The organism is Paenibacillus sp. FSL E2-8871, from assembly GCF_038000345.1.
GTDB lineage: Bacteria > Bacillota > Bacilli > Paenibacillales > Paenibacillaceae > Paenibacillus_AQ.
Genome location: NZ_JBBOBV010000001.1, coordinates 5,742,907 through 5,763,597 on the forward strand (window position 1 = coordinate 5,742,907; position 20,691 = coordinate 5,763,597).

A 20,691-nucleotide genomic window follows, 5' to 3' on the forward strand; every position below is an offset into this window, starting at 1 on the left:
GCACATAAGCGAAAAAAGACCTATACATAAATTGGATTTTTCAGCGGATTCGGCGGAAAATTATAAGAAGAATTGTAATATAAAATGTGGTAACATAGTAAAAAAGTTCTATCACAATTTTACTTTTTTTCATAAAATAATGGGTCTATTTAACCATAAATCAAGGGGAACTGAATATGACAGACCGATTAATCCGACTGATGCGCATTATTACACTTGTTCAAGCCAAGCCAGGGATATTAGCCCGTGAATTGGCGGAACGCTGCGGCAACAGCGAGAGAACGATTTACCGGGATATGGACGCGCTTAGCGCCATGCATATTCCCATAACCCACCTGGGGCATGGAAAAGGTTATGCTTTTATTGGGAATTTTGCACTCTATCCCTTGGATTGGTCGGAAGAAGAAGCAAACGCTTTTTCGCAATTACGCTATATTATGGAAGATATAAAACCAGCATTACCCATAGATTTTGAAAGCGCGTATGAAAAAATAGTTGCCGCTGAATATAAACGTAAGGCGGAGAGAGAAGAAACAATAGAACGTGCAAGAAGAGAAGTAGGGGTGGGGTGGGCAGAAAGAAGCAGTTCGCATATGGAACAACACTCATTTCTTACTCCGATCCTGGAGGCTTTATTAAAGCAAAAGAGTATTCAAGCGAATTATAGTGAGAATGCATTAGAAGAGAAAGGGATCACCATTGATCCTTATTGTCTGGTCCCGCTGGAAAGTCGTTTTCATCTCATTGGATTTTGTCATCGTCAGGGTGTTATTCGTACATATCATATCAACGATTTTTCTAATGTGAAGCCATTAAATCGTTTTTTTTCGAAGGAAGCGTTTGATGTGCAAGCCTTTATGAAGCAGAAATGGTCACTCGATAGGGATAGTTTACAGGTAGAATTCAAAGTGAAATTCTCGGAACGGGTAATGGAAGGAATTAAGAAGGATGAATTGCCTTTTAAGCCAAGTAAAGTGGATCGTCAATCTAGATGTTTTCACTTTAAGGTTGCCGTGGAACAAGATATAGGATTTGTCCGCTGGATTAAGAGATTCGAAGAAGAAGCGGAAATCATTGAACCGTACTATTATCGTGAAGTAATCAGGCAGCAGTTGGAAAAATGGAGTTCGCACTATAAATAGTGATACGCTCATTTGACCTTCGTTCAATTCGAAAGATGGGGTGCTTGAGCAACCATTTAAATGGTTGCCGGTGGCATCCTTTTTTTGCGAGTAAGTCCAAGATACTCATTTCTAACTATCTAATTATAACAATATATAACTAAACATATCCAAACACAACTCAATCTATAGAAAATCGAAAAAACGTATGCTAGAATAGCATCTACATATATACATGTGAAAATGGGAGGAATGGAAATGTTTAAGAAATGGTCAGTCAGAATCTTTGGTGTATTAGCAATTTTTTTGGTTGTGAATTTATCTGCGGGCACAGGGTTGGAGGTGGAGGCAGCCGCCAAGAAGACAGAGATTATAGTATCCGCTGCAGCCAGCTTGCAAGATAGCTTAGATAAAATGGCGCTTCTCTATGAGAAGAAGCATCCCGATATTGATTTGGTCTTTAATTATGCTGCATCTGGCACATTACAGAAGCAGATTGAGCAGGGTGCTCCGGCGGATCTGTTCTTCTCTGCAGGGGATAAGCAGATGAATGCGTTAGTGGATGCTGGACTGATCTCTGACCATAAGGTTCTGCTTAAGAATCAGTTGGTTCTAGTCGTGCCTTCGAATTCAAAAGCTACATTAAATACGATCACTCAACTTACGGACAAATCCTTTAAAAAGGTAGCGGTAGGGCAGCCTGAATCTGTGCCCGCAGGCCAATATGCTCAGCAATCGTTAACTGCGAAGAAGGTATGGGATACGCTGCACAACAAACTTGTATTTGCGAAGGATGTACGTCAGGTTCTGTCTTACGTCGAAACGGGGAATGTCGATGCAGGCTTTGTATATAAGACTGATGCGTTGACTTCGAAAAAGACGAAGATCGCTCTTACCGTAGGCCCGCATGTTCACAAAGCCATTAATTATCCGGCGGGTATCGTGAAGGATTCGAAGAATCAGAAGGAAGCTAAAGAATTTTACAATTATCTTCAAAGCAAAGAGGCTAGTGATATTTTTGCAAGCTATGGCTTCTTGCTTCCTTAAATAAGAAATCATGAGTAGAGGCGGGGTGAATAAGGATGGAAATAAATTGGACTGATTTCTTCGCCCCGGTATGGCTTTCCGTTAAAATTTCAGTAATTACCAGCATCATTGTATTTATTCTTGCAACGGCCGGGGCCAAGGCTATGGCAGGTCGGAAATTTCCTGGTTATAGCTTGGTTGAGACTGTAATGCTTCTTCCTCTCGTATTACCGCCGACAGTTGTCGGATTTGTATTGTTGGTCGTCTTAGGTCGTCGCAGCTGGATTGGCAGATGGTATGAACAAGTGACGGAGCATACGATCCTTTTTACATGGGGGGCTGCGGTTATCGCCGCGGTTGTCGTAGCTTTTCCTCTCGTTTACCGTACGGTGAAGGCGGGCTTTGAAGGCGTGGAAGCGGATCTTGAAGATGCGGCGCGTGCGCAAGGAGCGAGCGAACTGCAGGTACTGCGTTATGTCACATTGCCCCTTGCAGGTCGGTCACTCGCTGCTGGGTATGTTCTAGGTTTTGCCCGCGGTTTAGGAGAATTTGGCGCAACGATCATGGTAGCTGGGAATATTCCTGGCCGCACGCAGACTGTACCTACAGCGATCTATGTCGCGGTGGATGGCGGCAACATGACTCTTGCTTGGATGTGGGTGTGCTCCATTATTGTTATGTCTGCTGTGATGTTGATGTTTGTGAACCGGCGTACTTAATTATGCTCGACATAGATCGCTCCGCTGACTTCAATGGGAATGTCGATTGGAAATCTTGATAAATTAAAAAAACCTAGCCCATCCAGGAGTAACCTGGATGGACTAGGTTTTTTTCTTTAGAAACGCACCGTTAAAACAAAACCTCTTTAATAAGAAGCAAGCAAGCCTATGACTATCAGGTTTCGTAAATAATCGTCCCGGTTTCCGTGAGATCATATCCGTGAATGGACCCAAGCTCACTTTGAAAGGCTGGCGAGCGTAAAATATCAATCACTATGGCGATCCATTGCTCATGCTCCGGTTTCTTAAGCATCACTAGATCGTAAGACTCCTGAATCAAGGGAATGAAATCAATGCCATCGACAATCTTAGCAGCTTTCTCGGTACCGATGGCCACATCAGCTTCCCCTCGTGCCACTTTACCGGCGACCGCTAAATGGCTATTCTCCTCCTGCTCATATCCAGATAGCCCTGTAGCAGGAATGCCGTGCAATCGGAGTTGCTCATCCAATAACACACGTGCACCAGCGCCTCTTTCTCTATTGATCAGTTTAAGTCCATCCTGTTGCAGATGGGACCATTCATGAAGACCTCTAGGATTTCCCTTTTGAACATACAATCCTGCACTTCGGGTCAACAGACGAACTACAACATAAGAGAAGCCTACAAGGATTTTACGAATATAGGGAAGGTTATATTCTCCAGTATCCCCATCGAGCAGATGCGTACTGACGATGTCAGACTCGCCCTGATACATGGCAATCAGACTATCTAGACTGCCAGCGTATGAACGAAGAGGGCGCTCAGTGGGCAGGCAACGCTCCAAATAGGTGGCCAGAATATCGAGTGACATATCCTGACCCGTAATCACGAGGCTGTGTCCTGTAGCTTTACTATTAAATTGGCCAGAATATGTGGCAACTTGTGTTAGATTTGCTCCAGCAAAAGTCAGCGGCGATGTCGATAGGGTCATGCCACTTCGAGCATTCTGTTTGTAGGCTTCTAAATCGGATTGATCCACACGCATCTGTTTTCCTACACGGTAGGAGGGAAGCTCCCCTTTTTTAATCAGATCATATACTTTTAATTTCGAGATCTTCAGTAAACGGGCAATTTCCTCAGTCGTATAGGATATGTTATCAGACATAACAAAAGCCTCCAGAACTTCATAATAGGACAAGACTACCTTATTTTGAAGTCCTGTGCAATTAGGCTATTGTGCTTTACCTGCCTGCTGTGTATTGGATAATTTGATTAATTCTGAAACGGTGACAAATCGAAAACCTTGCTTTTCTAATTCCGGCAAAATAATTTTGAGCGCTTCTCTGGTTTGAGATTGTCCATGCACATGATCATGAAACAGGACGATATCACCGTTATGTGCATTTCGAATAACCTTGTTCGCGATACTCTGCACACCAGGGCGATTCCAGTCACGTGTATCTTGATGCCAGGACCACAAAATAGGCTTTAGGCCCATGTTGTTTGAAGTATCAACTAGTGTCTCGTCATACATGCCACCCGGGGGTCTAAACAAAGCACTATGCTTTCCAGAAACCTTTATAATTTCTTCTTCGGTTAAATTAAGCTCCCGCTCAAACTGGGCTTTATTAATAGGTTTTCTAAAATAGACGTGATTGTAGGTATGGTTAGCTAATTCATGTCCTTCGGAAATGACTCGTTTCGCCACATCTGGATACGCTGCAATTCTTTTTCCTATGGCAAAGAAGGTGCATTTCGCATGATATTGACTCAATACCTTTAATATTTGATCGGTTTCAGAAGGGTCAGGACCGTCATCAAACGTTAATGCAATCACTTTTTGGTTAGTATGTACTTCCCAAATCATGTCTCCTCTTTTTTCGTAGTAGTCGCGGTTCTTGCTCGGGCTACCTAGAGCGGAGTTCGTGAAGCATAACAAGAGAGAGAGGGTAGTCATCATAATTTTGCTGCTAGTTTTCATGAATTCACCTGTTTTTTTTTATTTTAGAATGCTCCTTTGGAGGGTTAAAATATTCATAGTTTCAGTTTTGTAAAAAATGATCAGTCTTTTTCCTGCGAGTATGAGTCAGTACAACTGGCAGTGGTTATAGTGATGAATGTTAAGATTAATGAATGTTAAGATTAATGAATGTTAAGATTAATGAATGTATCCATTTCCAGAAGCCGCAGAAGCAACGGATAGCATTAAGCAAGTTGATAGAAGTGCTACGGACAATTTCTTCATTATCATTTAGTAGATTCCTCCTAGATGTTTTTTGCCTACGAAGATTAATATCTCCATTTCAATTGCTTTTAGATTGGTGGATTGCTTCCATTGCAGTTTGGGATTGGGATAACGTTGTATTTTGATGTGAAAATTGTTATGAAAATGCCTTATAATGAAGTTCAATATATAGACATTTGGTTAGGGGTGGGAATATGACACTTATTGAAAAAAGAGAACACCGGCAATATCCGGAAATTACCCGCCTAGAAACGTCGAGAGCTGCTTATGAGCGTGATTATTCACGCTTGATTCATTCGCCTACTTTTCGTAGGCTGCAAGGCAAATCTCAAGTGTTCGGGGCTGGCACGGGTGATTATTACCGGACGCGTCTAACTCATTCACTTGAAGTCGCTCAGATTGCACGTGAGGCAGCGAAAAGTCTGCTTAGATCTTATCCAGAGGTGGAGACAAGTAAAGCTGAGAACCCAGGACTTGTAATAGATCCAGAGGTTGTGGAATGCGCGGCCATTGCTCATGATTTTGGTCATCCTCCTTTCGGGCATAAAGGGGAAGAGGTACTGGATAACATTCTGGACCAGCTTATTGAAAAGAAGACGAATGAGGCTGCCCTGCAATCTGGAGCAACGGGTGCAGATAGGCTGCTCATTCATGAGCAGATGAAGCAGCGCTATGAGCATTTTGAAGGCAATGCTCATAATTATCGGCTGATTATGTTTCTGGAGAAGCGTGAGAACATTGATGGACTAAATCTGTCGGATGCAGTGCTTCTCGGAATAAATAAATATCCGTTTCCCGGTACCTCACTTAAGAAGGGAATGTACCTTCACGAATGGGCATATATTTCGGAGATTCGCAAAGAGTGGGGAATACCAGCAGGTAAGAAAACGTTGGAAGCTCAGCTGATGGACCTTTGCGACGATATCGCTTATTCTGCACATGATTTGGAGGATGGAATTAAGGCTGGAAAGATTGAAGTGCATGAACACTTTATGCATGATTCTTATATTCAGCGGCTGATCGTAGAGAAAATTACAACGTTAGAGGATTTCTTCTGGAAGGGTTGGGAGGAGGAAGGTATCCGCGCTAAGGTCGAAGAGGTGCTTAGTTCATTTCTTCGAGTATGGATGGAAAAGATGCCAACCTGCGAGAACGACTATTCCAGAACTCGGCGTGAAGTTAAGGCTTATTGGGTTAGCACCTTTGTCGCAAGTCTTGGGGTGATTCCTGATGGAGACTGGAAGAAGGTCACCTTTATAAAGGAAGGAAAAGAAGATGAGGATATGCTACGGACCGTAAGTGTGCTGAAAAGCTTCGCTTGGGTCACGATGATTCGTGATTTACGAGTACAGCGGCTTCAGAAACGTAGTGAATGGATTCTGCGCCGTCTATGGGGAGCTTTTCTTGATCCGCAGACATCCAAAGCCATTATTCCATCGGACTGGCTGCAACGCTTTGAGAAGGATCAGAAACAAGCGAATCCTATTTGGACGTGGGAACATATGGTGATTGATTATATCGCAGGGATGACGGATGCCTTTGCTGAGAAAATATACAATGAGCTATACGGGTTGAAAGTCGGATCGATTTATGACTTGGATTAGATAAAAGATAAGATTAAGTTAAGGCCAGCCTCCAATCCATTGGAGACTGGCCTTTTGTTTGTTTTTTATAGAACGGGGAATATTTTGTTAGTATTTCGTTATTATTTATTCGACTATATTTATGCTTGTTAACCCTGATATTCAGTGTTTTTTATAACAAAATAGCTATTTATATAAATAAGTTATTGTTTGTATGCCACTTTAGTGCTAATATAATAACTAAATTGTTATTGGTAATAAATGGGGAGGTTGATAAAGAAGTCGAATCTTCTGCTTGAGTAATAATGAAAACCTTTACAAAACGGGAGGGTAAAACGAATGAAGAGGTTCAAAAAAAGCTTTGCTCTATTTCTTACAGCAGTAATGCTCGTTACAATGGCTGTGCCTGCGCTAGCTAACGGAAAAACAAATGAAAACCTCAAGGCGCACTGGGCTGGAGAAAGTGTAGAGAAGTGGCAGGGTAATGGTGTTATTCAAGGTTATCCGGACGGCTCTTTTAAGCCGGATCATAAAGTAACGCGTGCTGAGCTTGTAAGTATTATTAATAAGCTATTTGGATTTAGCACTCTTTCGGAAATGTCATTCTCGGATGTCCCTGCTAAAGCTTGGTATGCAAGCGCTTTATCTATAGCGAAGCAAGCTGGCTATTACAAAGGTTTTCCTGATAATAAAGCGAAAGCGGATACTGAAGTAACTCGTCAAGATGCTGCAACATTAATTGCTTCTGTTTTTTCACTGGAGCCAGGCACTAAAGCGAGTGCCTTTACAGACCAAGCATCCATCAGCGCTTACGCTAAAGAGGCTACCCTAGCATTGAGTGGAATTCTATCCGGCTATCCAGATGGTACATTTCGTCCGAACGAACCAATTACAAGGGCAGAGGTAGTCACTATCGTTGACAGATTGGTTAGCGGCTACTACAACACAGCCGGTACATTCACTGGGGGAGATATCCATGGGAATATTGTCATTAACCAAAGTGGGGTTGAACTAAAGAATGTAGCTGCATCAGGCAACCTTTATCTTACCTCCGGTATTGGTGATGGTGAGGGTGTCTTGGAGAATGTAACAGTACAAGGTAATGTACTTATATCTGGTGGTGGCGAGCATTCGATTCATTTAAAAAATTCTAAATTGGCTGTTGTAAAAGTGAATCGTCCTGAAGGAAAAGTTCGGGTCGTTATAGAGGATCGTACGGTCATCACTCAACTGACTATTGATAGTGCTTCTATTATAGAAGTAGGCTCAGGTTCTACAATCGATCAGCTTGTGATTGGTAATGGTGCAACGGGAACGTTGATTACAACAAAAGGTACCATTAGCAAGCTTGTAGTAAGTGCTTCCTCTGTAGTCTTAAATGGAGTGACTATAGTAGAAGGAACATACACTGTGAAGGATGGAGTTCTTGTAGGACAGGGAACAAGCACACCGGCGCCTGGGGGCTCAGGTGGAACTAGTGTAGAGCCTACAGCAACGCCAGTACCGACGGCTACTCCGGAACCTACAGCAACGGCTGCTCCAACGGCAACACCAGAAGCTGGGGTTCATATCGTTGACGTAGATGCATCGACTGCTACCAAATCATTATTTGCTTATCTGGATAGCATGAGCGGTAAACAAGTTATGTTCGGTCATCAGCATGATACTACCGTCTCTTTTGCCGGAAAGGATAAGAACGGAAATGTTATTTCTGACGTATACAGCTCCACTGGTGATTATCCTGGGGTTTTTGGTTGGGACACCCTTAGTTTAGATGGATATGAGAATCCTCCTGGAGTTAGCGGAGATTATGAAGCGAGTAGATTAGGATTATCTGCTGCCATGAAGCAGGCTCATGATTTGGGTGGTATTGTAACGCTAAGTACACATCCGTACAATTTTGTTACGGGTGGAAGCTTTAACGATACAGGGAATTCCAAAGGAGCAACGCGCTCGGTAGTATCACGTATTTTGCCGGGCGGAGATAAGAATGGAGAGTTTAATAAATATCTGGATCGCATCTCTGATTTTGCGAACAATCTTAAGGATGACGATGGCAACCTGATTCCAGTTCTGTTCCGTCCTTTCCACGAACAAAATGGAGGTTGGTTCTGGTGGGGTGCGGCTACAACGACAAAGAGTGAATACGCGGAACTGTACAGATATACAGTTGAATACCTACGTGATGTTAAAGGCGTTCATAACTTCCTTTATGTATTCTCACCAAACGGATCTTTTAATGGAAATGAAAGTGAATATTTAACGACTTATCCAGGTGATCAATTTGTTGATATTCTTGGAATGGATCAGTATGACAACAAGGAGAATGCGGGTTCGGAGGCTTTCCTGGGTGGTCTTGTTAAAGACCTTAAGATGATTTCTCAGCTTGCTCAAGACAAAGGTAAGATTGTTACCCTATCTGAGTATGGTTATAGTGCTGCTGGTATGAAAACAACAGGCAATAATGAGCTGGAATGGTTCACTAAAGTATTGAATGCGATCAAGGCTGACCCTGATGCGGCAAAAATATCTTATATGCTGACTTGGGCGAACTTTGGTGAAGGTAATAATTTGTATGTTCCTTATAAGAATGTTCCTAACAAAGCAAATCATGAGTTGCTTCCTGATTTCGTGAATTTCTATAAAGATGATTTCACGGCTTTTGCGAGCGATGTGAAAGATGATAATAAGTACAATCTCGAGGTTGAAGTGGCAGGAAAGAAACCTTTCCTCCACATCGTAACTCCGAATAATATCAGTACAATAACAGATGCCGTAACCGTTATTCGGGCCAAGGTATTAAATGCAGTGCCTAGCAAAGCGACTTATACTGTGGGTGATTCTGGAGTAGAGGTGGAAATGACGCTCGGTGCGGACGGTTACTATAGCGCTTCATGGCAGCCAGACGCTAGTCTGAATGGCAGTTCAGCAGAGATTACAGTGAGGGCATATGGAACTGGAGATGCTACACTTGCACAGACTAATTCTGTATTCTTAAAAATCAATGAAGCGCCAATAAAGGTACTTACTTTTGATACTGACAAGGATTTGGAGCAAATCCAAAACAATGGTACTTGGTCAGGGCTCGCCAATAACGCAGAGACGATCAAGACGGTCTTGCAGCATGCGTCACTAGATGCTAACGGTAAGCTTGTTATTAACATTACTGAAGGGCTGTCTGCTGAGGATACTTGGCAGGAACTGAAGCTGCAATTGAATGATCTTGCATTGGATGGAGTGGATCTGTCTCAAGTTACACGTGTGAAGTTCTCCGTGTTAATTCCGGAGGCTGCTCAGAATGAGGCTAACAATGCTGCGGTACGCAGTGTCATTCAGTTGCCACCAGATTGGGATACAAAGTATGGCATGGACTCATCCTATAAATCTTTGTCCGATCTTGAGAAAGTTAACGTGGGTGGATCACAATATTATAAATTTGATATTTCGATTGATCTGGATAATGCTACTAAATCAGCCGAAGCCACTGGTCTAGCGATATCTCTGGTTGGCAGTGGTTTGGAAGTGGAAGGTGAATTGCCAATCTATGTAGATAATATCGGTCTTTATAATACGTATACTGCACCTGTTGCTGACAAAGCACTGGTAGATAATTTTGAATCTTATGGCTCAAGCGATGAAGCACTGGTGGCCAAATATCCTAAGGCTGGCGGAGATGATGTGAGCGTATCTTTAAGCTCCGAACATAAGGCATCCGGGGATTACGGAATGAAACTGCACTATACGATTAATAATGCAGGTTATACCGGGGTAGGTAAAAGTCTGGGTTCGATGGACTGGTCCGACTATAATGCACTCAGTATGTGGGTAGCTTCCGATGGAGACAACGCTTACGCTGAGAAAGGTGAGCCGCTTAAGCTAGTGGTGCAGCTTGTCATTGATGGAGGATATTTCGAAGCCTATCCGGTCATTAATCCAGACAAGAACGGTAAAATAGTATTAAGTTTGAAGAATTTGACGGAGATGAGCTGGGGAAAAGCCGGAGAACTTACACAGGAAAGATTGAAGCAAGTTCAGAGCTTTAATTTGTATGTGAATGCGATGGACGGACAGAGCCACGAAGGTTCGCTCTACTTTGACGATATTCAAGCGGTCTATGACGGGACACTTCCGGATATGTCGGAAGAAGGAAATGGAGGTTCGCAGGGACATGCGCCTGGCGTGTTATACGCCTTCGCTACAGAAGCTGATATTGCAGGATGGGCTACAACAAACGGTTCGTCTGCCAACGCTCAACCTCCAGTATTTGATGCCAATGAAGAAGCGGCAAGTGTACAATTTGATTTGATTAATACTGGCAATGATACAAATGGCAGCTCCAAAGAATCCTTTGAACTTGCTATTAATCCTGAGAAACTGAATATTACAGGGCTGGATACGATCAGCGCTAAGGTTAAGCTCTCGAGTGGTGCAGCTAAAGCGCGTCTATTCATCAAGACAGGTGAGGACTGGAAATGGAGCGACAGCGGTGATCCTGTGCCTGTAGATTCTAAGGGTTATACGACCTTATCTATTTCACTGCCTACTGCAGCAGCAGGGGTGGGCGTAGATTTGGCTGCTGTAAAGACGATTGGGATTAAAATTGAGGATGTTTCCAATGATGGAGGAACTGCGAAGCTTTATTTGAAGGAAGTATCTCTGGAGAAAGCTGTCCCGGATGTTCACTATGGCTTCGAGACGGGTAACGACGGTTGGGCTATCAATTCTGGTACAGCCACAGTAACTTCTGATGTATATGCTGAAGGTAATCAATCTTTGAAGCTTGATTTCGCATGGAATGGAGAGGATAAAGATCCTTTTATAGCAGCATCAAAAGTAGCTGCACTTGATCTGAGCTCATTCTCCAAGCTTACTGCTAAAGTTAGAATCGTCTCTGACCAGCCTGATGTTCAAGCGAAGCTGTTTCTTCAATTAGGTGGCTATGCAGTATGGGTAGATTCGGGTGCGAAGATAGCTGCTCAGGATGGATTCACGGAGTTCACGATTGATCTCAGCAACAATTCCAATCTATCGCCTGAGAATTTGAAGAAAGTGGATGCCATTGGCATTCAGTTTGTTACACCTTCTACGGCTGGAACCGCTACAGCTTATATTGACGAGATTATAGCTTCTAATTAAGAGCGCTGCGATCCAGGTGTGAAATAAGGGTCCCTGCATGTCCATTAGGATTGTCTAATAGACATGCAGGGACTATTTTGTATGATCAGTTTATAGTTAATGATTTGAATAGTATTCAAGCGCTGTTCTTTCTAGTTCGGTGACAAATGCTTCTTTCCCATCCATATAAGCTTCAATGTCCTTCGGAAATTGATTCGCAAGATCCTCTTTTAGATTACCGTATTGTTCTGCTGCCTCGCCACTCATACCGAACTCGCCCATACATTCGTAACCGAGCTCTGTCATTTGCGCGTTGAAGTCATCAATGACTTCGATATTTCGTACAACAGGCATCATATCAATGATTGGTTTAGCTTTTAGCCCAGGAACAGAAGTGCTGCCAATATGGTGAATATCAATAAGTGCATCAGCGAAGATCTCTTTAATCTTACGAGATCCTTCTTGGAAGATAAGATTCCATTCCTCATTGTATTGTGTGACAGTAACATCTATTTCGCTAACCTCTCTTTATGCTTGATTCCTGGATTTTTTTATTATAGAACAAGTGTTCTTAATAATCAAATACTAAATTTAATATTGGCGGGCATAATCAACGAGATTTAGGGATGGAGTGCCAGTAGATAAATAGGAATTTATATTTTCGGTAAAAATATTTACGATTCGATTAGCGTATTGATCGGTTATGCCAGCAGAATGAGGAGTGATGACTACCTGCTCCATAGTCCAAAGTGGATGATCCTGCGGGAGGGGTTCAGTTTCGAATACATCCAATCCCGCACCACGAAGGTGACCGCGATTCAGTGCATGGATTAGAGCCTCAGTATCAGTAGTCGCTCCACGTCCAACGTTAATGTAATAAGAGCCTTGTTTAAAGGCAGAGAAGATAGCAGTATTAAATAATTGCTTAGTTTCATCGGTGATAGGGAGTATATTGATGATGAAGTCGCCTTGGCTCACAGCTTCTGGCAGATGGTCAGTGGTATATACTTGATCAAAATCAGCGAGTGGCTTGCCTGAGCGACTTACTCCGATCGTCTTCATCCGGAAAGCTTTAGCGATTCTGGCAGTTTCGCTGCCGATGGCTCCAGTTCCAACAATAACGGCTGTCTTTCCGAACAATTCACTCTCACTTCCGTCAGAATTCCAGTAGCGGTTCATCTGATTGCGAACAGCTGTATGCAAATTACGTGTGAAGAGAAGCATGAAGCCAAAGATTACCGCAGAAATAGGCTCGGCATGCACTCCGCTCCCACTAGTCAATAGGATTCCACGTTCCTTAAAACGCTCTAACGGGAGCTTCTCAATTCCAGCAGACCAGGATTGGACCCAGCGAAGGGGCGAATCTGGACGAAGAAGCGTATCGGCGATGCCTTTAGCCCAGCCGATTACGATTTCAGCATCAGCTAGCAGCTGTAAATCCGGATTTTTGCCGTCTCCTTGTATGAATGTATAACCGGGGGCTGCTGCTTTGATCCTTTCTTGTTGCTCGGCTGTAAGTGGTTGTAAACATACTATGGACTTAGTCATGATGTATTCCTCCTGCTCTAAGGTTTGATGAAAATGGATAATGTTATAGGATAAGGATACCAAATCTATAGGAGAAGGTGAAATTGATATGGATGCTAACGTGTCGGATAAAGATTCAGAACGATTATTTATTGCTGTGAAATTACCCTCAGAACTTGGGCAAGTTGTGGCGGAAGAGTGCTCTAACCTATCTCAAAAGTTTCATTTTGCAAAATGGACTCATCCAGAGGATTATCATATTACCCTGCAATTTTTAGGAGACACCCCAAAGACGAAAATCCCGGATTTAATCATGTCGTTGAAGCAGATGTCAGAGCAATGCAGCCCCTTCAAACTATCCTTAGACAAATGGAATACATTTGGTCTGCCAAAGGCTCCAAAAGTTTTATGGGTAGGGGTTTCTGGCGAACTAGAAGAGCTGAATTTACTGGCTGCGAGAGTACACACTGCTACACTTCCTTTAGGTTTTTCGGCCGAATCCAGGGAGTACAAACCACATCTCACAGTGGCTCGAAAGTACCTTGGAAAAATTTCATTTGATGATAAATTGCTGGAAAATTTACTGAAATTGGATGATGAAAAAAGATCAAAAATCTTTCATAGAGACTGGACGATTGATAGTTTTGTGTTGTATGCTACCAGAATGTATGCCATTCCTATGTATGAAATGATTGAAAATATTACATTTTAAAATCGGTATTTAAGTTTTCAAAGCTTCCGTTTTCGGTTACATACAATAGGAATGTGCCGTGAAATAGGAGGAATATCATGTTAATCTTTAAACAAAACCGCTGTATCGCGTTGCTTGTTGGCGTTATACTAGTGTGTTTCTCTGCCATAAGCTTAATGCAGCCTAATCAGGTTGCCGAGGGGAAAATAGATAATCTGCAGATGGATAAGCTGCAATCCACCAGCCGAGCATCGGTAATTAATTATTTGCAAGAAGAATCAAAATCTAGTAAGACGAGGGGCACTACAAAAGTTTCACAAACGAATAAGCTTTACAGCACAGTTAACCTGTTTAGTTCCACTTGGAAACCAGAGCAGAGTGTAGAATGGCTTAGTAAGAATAAAATAAAGCCACAAAATACATCGCAGGCTTCCATAGTTCGGGTAAAGGCTGATGTAGCACAATCTAATTCAGCTGCGCAGAAAGCGACAGCGAAAAAGAGCGCTCAGACTGTAGTTAAGACAGTCTCGGCATCTCAGAAAAATCCCCTCACAACATTATACTTCTCTCGGACCGAGCTATTAAGCCAGGAGCAGCAAAGTAAAGCAACCCGGCGCTACGCAGTATCCGAAGAAGAACTGCTTCTGCTACAAAAAATTGTAATGGCAGAGGCGGAAGGTGAACCGTACCAGGGCAAGGTGGCAGTTGCCAACGTTGTTCTGAATAGGCTACGGTCAGCCAATTTCCCCGACACGATATATAAGGTCATTTATCAAAAGCATCAATTCAGTCCTGTAGCTAACGGGCGTCTTAAACGTGTCAAGCCTAATGATGATAGTATTAAAGCGGTGAACGCGGCGCTCTCTGGGGTGAAGGAAGTTCCCGATAGTACTTATTTTTTCCTATCGCTTAAGCTTGCGCAGGATCTTACCGTACATCATTCGCAGGAGTATGTGAAGACCATTGGTAATCATACGTTTTATAAATAATTGACCTTATCTGTGAACCTCAGCTATTTATAGGGTAAACTAGACTATATAACCCTGGAGGTGGAAGAATTGTCATGAAGATCACTTATTACGGACACTCAGCGCTGCTGGTAGAAACAGAGCAAGCGAAAGTTATTATTGACCCTTTTTTGTCAGGAAATCCGAACTCCGGTATTTCACCTGATGACATTACTGTAGATGCTGTCCTGCTGACTCACGGTCACTCGGATCATTTAGGTGATGCTGTGCAAATTGCCAAACAGAATGATTGTCCGATCTTTGCAGTTTTTGAGCTTGCAGAATACTGCCGAATGAAGGGTGCCAAGGTTAAACATATGAATATAGGCGGCAGTCATATTTATGATGCCATTACCGTTAAATATACTCAGGCGTTTCATTCCTCATCGATTCAGGAAGGCGACGTTTGGATTTATGCTGGACAACCCGCAGGTATTTTATTGACGATTGAGGGGAAGACGTTATTCCATGCAGGTGATACCGCACTATTCAGCGATCTGCGTCTGATTGGTGAAAGAACTGCGATTGATTTGGCGGCTCTGCCAATTGGCGATATGCTGACCATGGGACCGGACGATGCGCTCCTTGCTGCGCGCTGGCTTCAAGCGGACAAGGTCATACCACTTCATTACAATACATTTCCGGATATTGCTCAGGATGCTGTGGATTTCTGTGATCGTCTGCGACAAGAGGGGATAGAGGGATTCCCGCTTAAAGCTGGTGAAAGTATAGAAATTTAATAAATCCTGATTACATGTCTATACAAAAAAAGCAGATAGCCGGGAATTTCCCTGGCTACCTGCTTTTCTTTATGGTGTAATGCACACAGGCTCTTCGCCTCGGGCTTGAGATCTTGCTCCTCTGATATCAGCTGTTTTGTCTGCGGGGTTGCCTAACATCTGCAGAACAGTAGTCGCGCAACTTTGCGGTTGATGTTTATCAGGGGCTAGACGGCGTTTACGCTGCTCTTCGAGAACAGAATACTCACGAAGCATCATAGAGAACCATTTGTTCACTACCTCACAGTCAAGTACCTCTGCTAGTCCTAGCTCTACGAAATATTGGCAGTTTTTCTCTTCCTGACCTGGAATAGCTTTATAGAAGAGCATTGGAATTCCCTTAGCCTGACCTTCGGTACAGGTCATACCGCCAGGCTTTGTGATTAGAAGGTCGGAAGCATCCATCAGTTTATTGATTTCACTGGTGTATCCAAGAATCCTGACGTTAGGATGATTAAGCCTTGGATTGGACTTCATTTTGGCTATAAGCTTCTCGTTACTGCCCATACAGAAGATGAGTTGGATGTTATCCATTCTGGCTGTGAGTGAATTCATAATCTCTTTGCCGAACATCAGTCCCCAGCCTCCACCCATTATGAGAACAGTAGGGATATCGGCTAGACCTAGTTCCTTGCGGAGCAGCGTCTTGTTGGATCGTTCCCAGAACTTCGGATGCACAGGAATGCCTGTGACCGTTACAAGCTCAGGAGCAATCCCTCGGCCTGTTAGAATTGATTTGACGCGTGGGGTAGAGACGAGATATCGATTGACCTCGGAATTTACCCAGCTACCATGTGCATCATAATCTGTAATTAACGTATACAGCGGAACCTCCAATCCACGACGCTTTAGTCTGGAAATGACAGCGGCCGGAATGGGGTGTGTGCAAATAATCAAATCAGGCTTTAGCTGTTCGATCACTTGAGAGGCATGTGTATAAAAAATCCGGTGAAGTGCCATCTTAGTCAACGGGTTCAATGATTTATGATATTGTGTCTTATACATCATGCCGACCAGCTTAGGCTGGCTGCTAACTGTTTTTCGGTAAGCGGAAAGAATCCATGGGGCGACCATCGGGTTAAGAAATTTACCTAGCTCGATGACTCGGCACTGGACATCCGGATTCAGCAGCTTTATTCCTTCGGCCAGAGCATAGGCTGCTCCTGTGTGGCCCGTACCGAAGCCTTCCGAAAACAGCAGTACTCTTTTCTTTCGCATAAGTTCACCTGCTACTTTCCTTTTCAATAGAAATGCGGAATTTCTTCTTAAATAGATGAGGGAAAACTGTTCTCTACTCACATTATACAAATAAGACGTAAATAGAAAGTTAAAACCCTGCAATAAATAAAAAAATAAAAGATTTTCTAAAGTATTGCAAACTGCAAAGCTACATGTTAAAGTAATGAATGACCAATTGACCGGATTAGTAAAGTGGTCAGATAGTCAGCGGTAATGATATTTTCTGGAGAAAGGAAGTGGGCACAGGTGGCAGTGGTGGATCGAAGACAGCAGGTGCTTCAGGCCGCAGCAAAATCATTTTCATTATTCGGCTATAAGGCGACTACCATGGATCAGGTTGCTAAGATCGCAAATGTCGGGAAAGGAACCATCTACACCTTTTTTACAAACAAAGAGCAATTGTTTGATGAGATCCTGCGCGATATGATGGTAGAAATGAAGATGATTGCTGATCGCGAGATCAGGCGAGACAGACCTTTCTTTGATAACCTGCATCGTGTGCTGGATGCCCTGCTGGAATTTCGAAGTGAGCAGGAGCTATTCATCAAGCTTTCCCAGGAGAGTCGCGAATTCGGAACGCCGCAGGCAGGAGAAGGGCTCGAGAAGATCGAGAACTTAGTTTTAGAATATTTAGAACGGGAGGTGCAACAAGCCCTTGAAAAGGGAGAAATCAAACCTTGCGATCCTAAAATCGTATCTGTAGTCATGTTCAGGCTATATATTGTATTGACTGCTGAACTGAATAAAACACATACTCCCTTGGACAAGGAACAGATCAAGATGTACTTTCATTTGTTTCTCGCCGAAGGACTGGCACAGTAAGCGTTGATTCAGGATAGGGATGGCGTGATTAGATTGCTTTCCCTTAACAATTTCCAAGCTGTTTTAGGCATTGAAGAAGAGCCGAAAGGCGTTTTTTTATCCCCTGAATTGACCGAATGGGGAAAACGGTCACCTAGTGTTACGTAATATTTCGCAAACAAAGCATTTTAAAGAGAGCATAAGCTCATAAGGAGAGAACCAGAATGAAATCATTATCCGTATTTACCAAGGATCTTGGCGCAGCACTGAGAAATCCAAAGGTGCTGATTCCGATGATTGCCATCCTATTTATTCCGGTGATGTATAGCGGATTCTTCCTAAAGGCATTCTGGGATCCGTATGGCAAGATGAATGAGTTACCGGTTGCTGTGGTCAACCAAGACGTCGGTGCTAATTATGAAGGAAAACAACTTCAGGCCGGAGATGATCTGGTTGAGGAGCTTAAGGTAACCGATGGCTTTCAATGGAACTTTGTTTCACTAGAAGAAGCACAAGCAGGAATGAAGGACAATACCTATTATATGGCGATTATTGTTCCAGAAGACTTCTCTGCTAAAGCAACAACGCTTTTGGATGATGAACCACAACCGGCAAAAATTATTTATGAGCCAAATGAAGGCTACAACTTCCTGGCCGGACAGATCGGTGGAACGGCTGTATCAGAAATTAAATCTAAAGTATCCGCTAAGGTAACAGAGGCTTATGTGGAGTCTGTATTCAATCAGATTACAGAAGTTTCTGATGGATTGGGCGAGGCGGGAGATGGAGCTTCCAAGATCGCAGATGGCGCTGGTAAGCTAGATGACGGAGCCTTGAAACTGAAAGATAATCTTCTTGTACTGACAGATGGTACAGGTAAACTTCAAAATGGTGTAGAACCACTTACTAAAGGTGTGTCTGATTTAAATTCAGGTGCTACTGCAATTCAAACGGGTTCTAGCACTTTGGCAGGCGGTTTGCAACAATTGTCGGCTGCTCATACACAGCTTCAAGATGGCGTTGCACAAAGCGCTGCCGGCAGTAAACAGCTTAGTGACGGCTTGAAGCAAGCTGTAACAGGTGCCACACAGCTTCAAGCAGGTACGAAGTCTGCTGTAGATGGTACTACTAAATTACAAGCAGGAACACAATCTTTAGTTGACGGCAGCGCGAAGCTGGAAGCAGGTTTAACCTCTTCCGTGGATGGCAGCGCGAAGCTAGAGGCAGGCTTGCAGGCTTCCGCAGAAGGTAGCACAAAGGTTACTGAGGGCGCTAAAGCGGTCGCTCAAGGCTTGCAGCAATTGGCACAGGCTAGTCCTGAGTTGGCACAGAATCCGGCCGTACAGAAGCTCCTAGCAGCTAGTGCAGCTGTTGCACAAGGTAGTGAGCAACTGCAACAAAGTCAAGAGCAGCTGGCACAGGGTGCTACTGCACTCCACAGTGGGCAAGAGCAACTGGCACAAGGTGCAACTCAACTGCACTCAGGTTCACAGCAGGTAGCTGCTGGTGTAACTCAGTTGCATGATGGAGCGCAACAATTAAATGCTGGTAGCACACAGCTTTTGACAGGACAGCAAAAACTGGCACAAGGCGCATCTGCACTTGTAACGGGTGGCGATAAGCTGAATGCAGGGATGCAACAATTTGGTGCGAAGCTTAAAGAAGCTGCAGCTGGAGGCAGCAAGCTGGCTGAAGGTGGTAAAGCACTTGGCGATGGTACCTCAAAACTGCTAAGCGGTGTAGGCGAACTAGGTTCCGGTATCAGTGCTGTAGCAGATGGTTCGAAAAAACTGGCTGACGGTGCAGGCGAGCTGAAAGATGGTATGGATGATCTGAAATCTGGATCAACAGAACTGGCAACTAAGCTTAGCGATGCTGCTGAAAAAACAGGCAGCGTGAATAAGTCAGATAAAATGATGGAAATGTTCGCACAACCGGTTGTGGTTGAGGATCAAGTAGTAAATCATGTACCAAACTACGGAACAGGATTTGCTCCTTACTTCTTATCTCTTGGGTTGTTCGTAGGTGCTCTGATTTCTACGATTGTTATTCCAATGCGTGAATCAGCTGTAATAGGCGCAAGCCGTATGAATCGTTTTATCAGCCGTACGCTTACGTTCTCAATCATGAGCTTTATCCAGTCTATGCTGGCTGCTGTGGTTGTATTGTACGGACTTGGACTAGAAGTACAAAGTGTACCGCTATTCTTCCTATTTACATTCTTGACTAGTCTAGTTTACACATGGGTAGTTCAATCCATTGTTACTTGGCTGGATCAACCGGGACGTTTTGTTGTTATCGTTATTCTTATTTTCCAATTAACAACTAGTGCCGGAACATTCCCACTTGAATTGATCCCGAGCTGGATGAAATTCTTTAACCCACTGCTTCCTATGACTTACACAGTTAGTGGTCTTAAATCAGTAATTTCTACAGGGGACTTCAGTGCAATGTGGAGTGACGTAGGTGTTCTTGCAATCTTCGGTCTTGGGTTCCTTGCTCTTACTTTCGCTTACTTCATGACCCGCAGTCGGGACAATGAAGCTGGAATGAACAGTGAACAAGCTATGACTGTATAATTTGAAAAAAAGTAATTAAAAAGCGTCTCCTCCGGGAGACGCTTTTTTTGAGTTTAAATCATAGAACCCTTTTTCTTGCAAACATTCAAGGGTGATGAAAATTCTTGAAACGCTTTCATTGCATAAGTTCTTATGCGTCATTTATGCATAATTATACATAGATGAGTTTTTTTAAACTTTTGTCCACTAAAGCTGTGTCGCAAAAAGAAATGTTAATCAGCATCATAAAAAAGTTTAAATTGCGCTGTTGTCACCCCGGTGATAAAATAATAGCACT

General features: G+C 43.3%; 15 protein-coding genes. 10 read left to right on the plus strand and 5 right to left on the minus strand.

Features of this window, described 5'->3' with window-relative positions; translation table 11 throughout:
- Positions 1-176 precede the first annotated feature (176 nt).
- From NYE25_RS25790 to modB, 3 genes are all read left to right on the plus strand, one after another.
- Positions 177-1,142 carry a helix-turn-helix transcriptional regulator gene (locus NYE25_RS25790; RefSeq protein ID WP_341147187.1) on the plus strand — a complete coding sequence of 322 codons (966 nt, stop codon included), beginning with the start codon at positions 177-179 and terminating at the stop codon, positions 1,140-1,142.
- Positions 1,143-1,373: 231 nt separating this feature from the next.
- Positions 1,374-2,168, plus strand: coding sequence for a molybdate ABC transporter substrate-binding protein (modA, locus tag NYE25_RS25795; RefSeq protein ID WP_445667153.1), 795 nt, complete (start codon positions 1,374-1,376; stop codon positions 2,166-2,168).
- A gap of 35 nt (positions 2,169-2,203) precedes the next feature.
- The gene (modB, locus tag NYE25_RS25800; protein ID WP_341147189.1) at positions 2,204-2,866 is read left to right on the plus strand and encodes a molybdate ABC transporter permease subunit; all 663 of its coding nucleotides are present in this window, start codon (positions 2,204-2,206) and stop codon (positions 2,864-2,866) included.
- 175 nt (positions 2,867-3,041) lie between these two features.
- Here the strand turns inward: modB and NYE25_RS25805 are convergent, their stop codons facing one another.
- Complete coding sequence (locus tag NYE25_RS25805) at positions 3,042-4,013, minus strand: helix-turn-helix transcriptional regulator (RefSeq protein ID WP_341147190.1); 972 nt, start codon at positions 4,011-4,013, stop codon at positions 3,042-3,044.
- Between the two features lie 66 nt (positions 4,014-4,079).
- Positions 4,080-4,829: a polysaccharide deacetylase family protein gene (locus NYE25_RS25810; RefSeq protein WP_052404165.1), complete on the minus strand. Its 750-nt coding sequence runs from the start codon at positions 4,827-4,829 to the stop codon at positions 4,080-4,082.
- Positions 4,830-5,287: 458 nt separating this feature from the next.
- Between NYE25_RS25810 and NYE25_RS25815 the strand changes: the two genes are divergently transcribed.
- Together NYE25_RS25815 and NYE25_RS25820 are read left to right on the plus strand one after the other, a co-directional pair.
- Positions 5,288-6,697 carry a deoxyguanosinetriphosphate triphosphohydrolase family protein gene (locus NYE25_RS25815; protein ID WP_076283910.1) on the plus strand — a complete coding sequence of 470 codons (1,410 nt, stop codon included), beginning with the start codon at positions 5,288-5,290 and terminating at the stop codon, positions 6,695-6,697.
- 318 nt (positions 6,698-7,015) lie between these two features.
- Positions 7,016-11,812 (plus strand): glycosyl hydrolase, encoded by a 4,797-nt coding sequence (locus tag NYE25_RS25820; protein WP_341147191.1) that lies wholly within the window; start codon positions 7,016-7,018, stop codon positions 11,810-11,812.
- Positions 11,813-11,908: 96 nt separating this feature from the next.
- Here the strand turns inward: NYE25_RS25820 and NYE25_RS25825 are convergent, their stop codons facing one another.
- Both NYE25_RS25825 and NYE25_RS25830 read right to left on the minus strand, forming a co-directional pair.
- Positions 11,909-12,304: a GrpB family protein gene (locus NYE25_RS25825; RefSeq protein ID WP_341147785.1), complete on the minus strand. Its 396-nt coding sequence runs from the start codon at positions 12,302-12,304 to the stop codon at positions 11,909-11,911.
- Between the two features lie 78 nt (positions 12,305-12,382).
- Positions 12,383-13,339 (minus strand): D-2-hydroxyacid dehydrogenase, encoded by a 957-nt coding sequence (locus tag NYE25_RS25830; protein WP_341147192.1) that lies wholly within the window; start codon positions 13,337-13,339, stop codon positions 12,383-12,385.
- Between the two features lie 88 nt (positions 13,340-13,427).
- Between NYE25_RS25830 and thpR the strand changes: the two genes are divergently transcribed.
- From thpR to NYE25_RS25845, 3 genes are all read left to right on the plus strand, one after another.
- Complete coding sequence (gene thpR / locus NYE25_RS25835) at positions 13,428-14,030, plus strand: RNA 2',3'-cyclic phosphodiesterase (protein ID WP_339269029.1); 603 nt, start codon at positions 13,428-13,430, stop codon at positions 14,028-14,030.
- Between the two features lie 77 nt (positions 14,031-14,107).
- On the plus strand, positions 14,108-14,998 hold the full coding sequence (locus NYE25_RS25840) for a cell wall hydrolase (protein WP_076283914.1): 891 nt from the start codon (positions 14,108-14,110) through the stop codon (positions 14,996-14,998).
- Positions 14,999-15,072: 74 nt separating this feature from the next.
- Positions 15,073-15,756, plus strand: coding sequence for a metal-dependent hydrolase (locus NYE25_RS25845; protein WP_341147193.1), 684 nt, complete (start codon positions 15,073-15,075; stop codon positions 15,754-15,756).
- A gap of 69 nt (positions 15,757-15,825) precedes the next feature.
- Here NYE25_RS25845 and NYE25_RS25850 read toward each other — a convergent pair whose 3' ends face one another.
- Positions 15,826-17,013, minus strand: a complete 1,188-nt coding sequence (locus tag NYE25_RS25850; protein ID WP_076299152.1) for an MGDG synthase family glycosyltransferase — start codon at positions 17,011-17,013, stop codon at positions 15,826-15,828.
- Between the two features lie 267 nt (positions 17,014-17,280).
- On the opposite strand from NYE25_RS25850, the gene NYE25_RS25855 reads away from it, so the two are divergent.
- Together NYE25_RS25855 and NYE25_RS25860 are read left to right on the plus strand one after the other, a co-directional pair.
- The gene (locus NYE25_RS25855) at positions 17,281-17,856 is read left to right on the plus strand and encodes a TetR/AcrR family transcriptional regulator (RefSeq protein WP_179085738.1); all 576 of its coding nucleotides are present in this window, start codon (positions 17,281-17,283) and stop codon (positions 17,854-17,856) included.
- Between the two features lie 203 nt (positions 17,857-18,059).
- Positions 18,060-20,414 carry a YhgE/Pip domain-containing protein gene (locus tag NYE25_RS25860; protein ID WP_341147194.1) on the plus strand — a complete coding sequence of 785 codons (2,355 nt, stop codon included), beginning with the start codon at positions 18,060-18,062 and terminating at the stop codon, positions 20,412-20,414.
- The last annotated feature ends 277 nt before the right edge of the window (positions 20,415-20,691 follow it).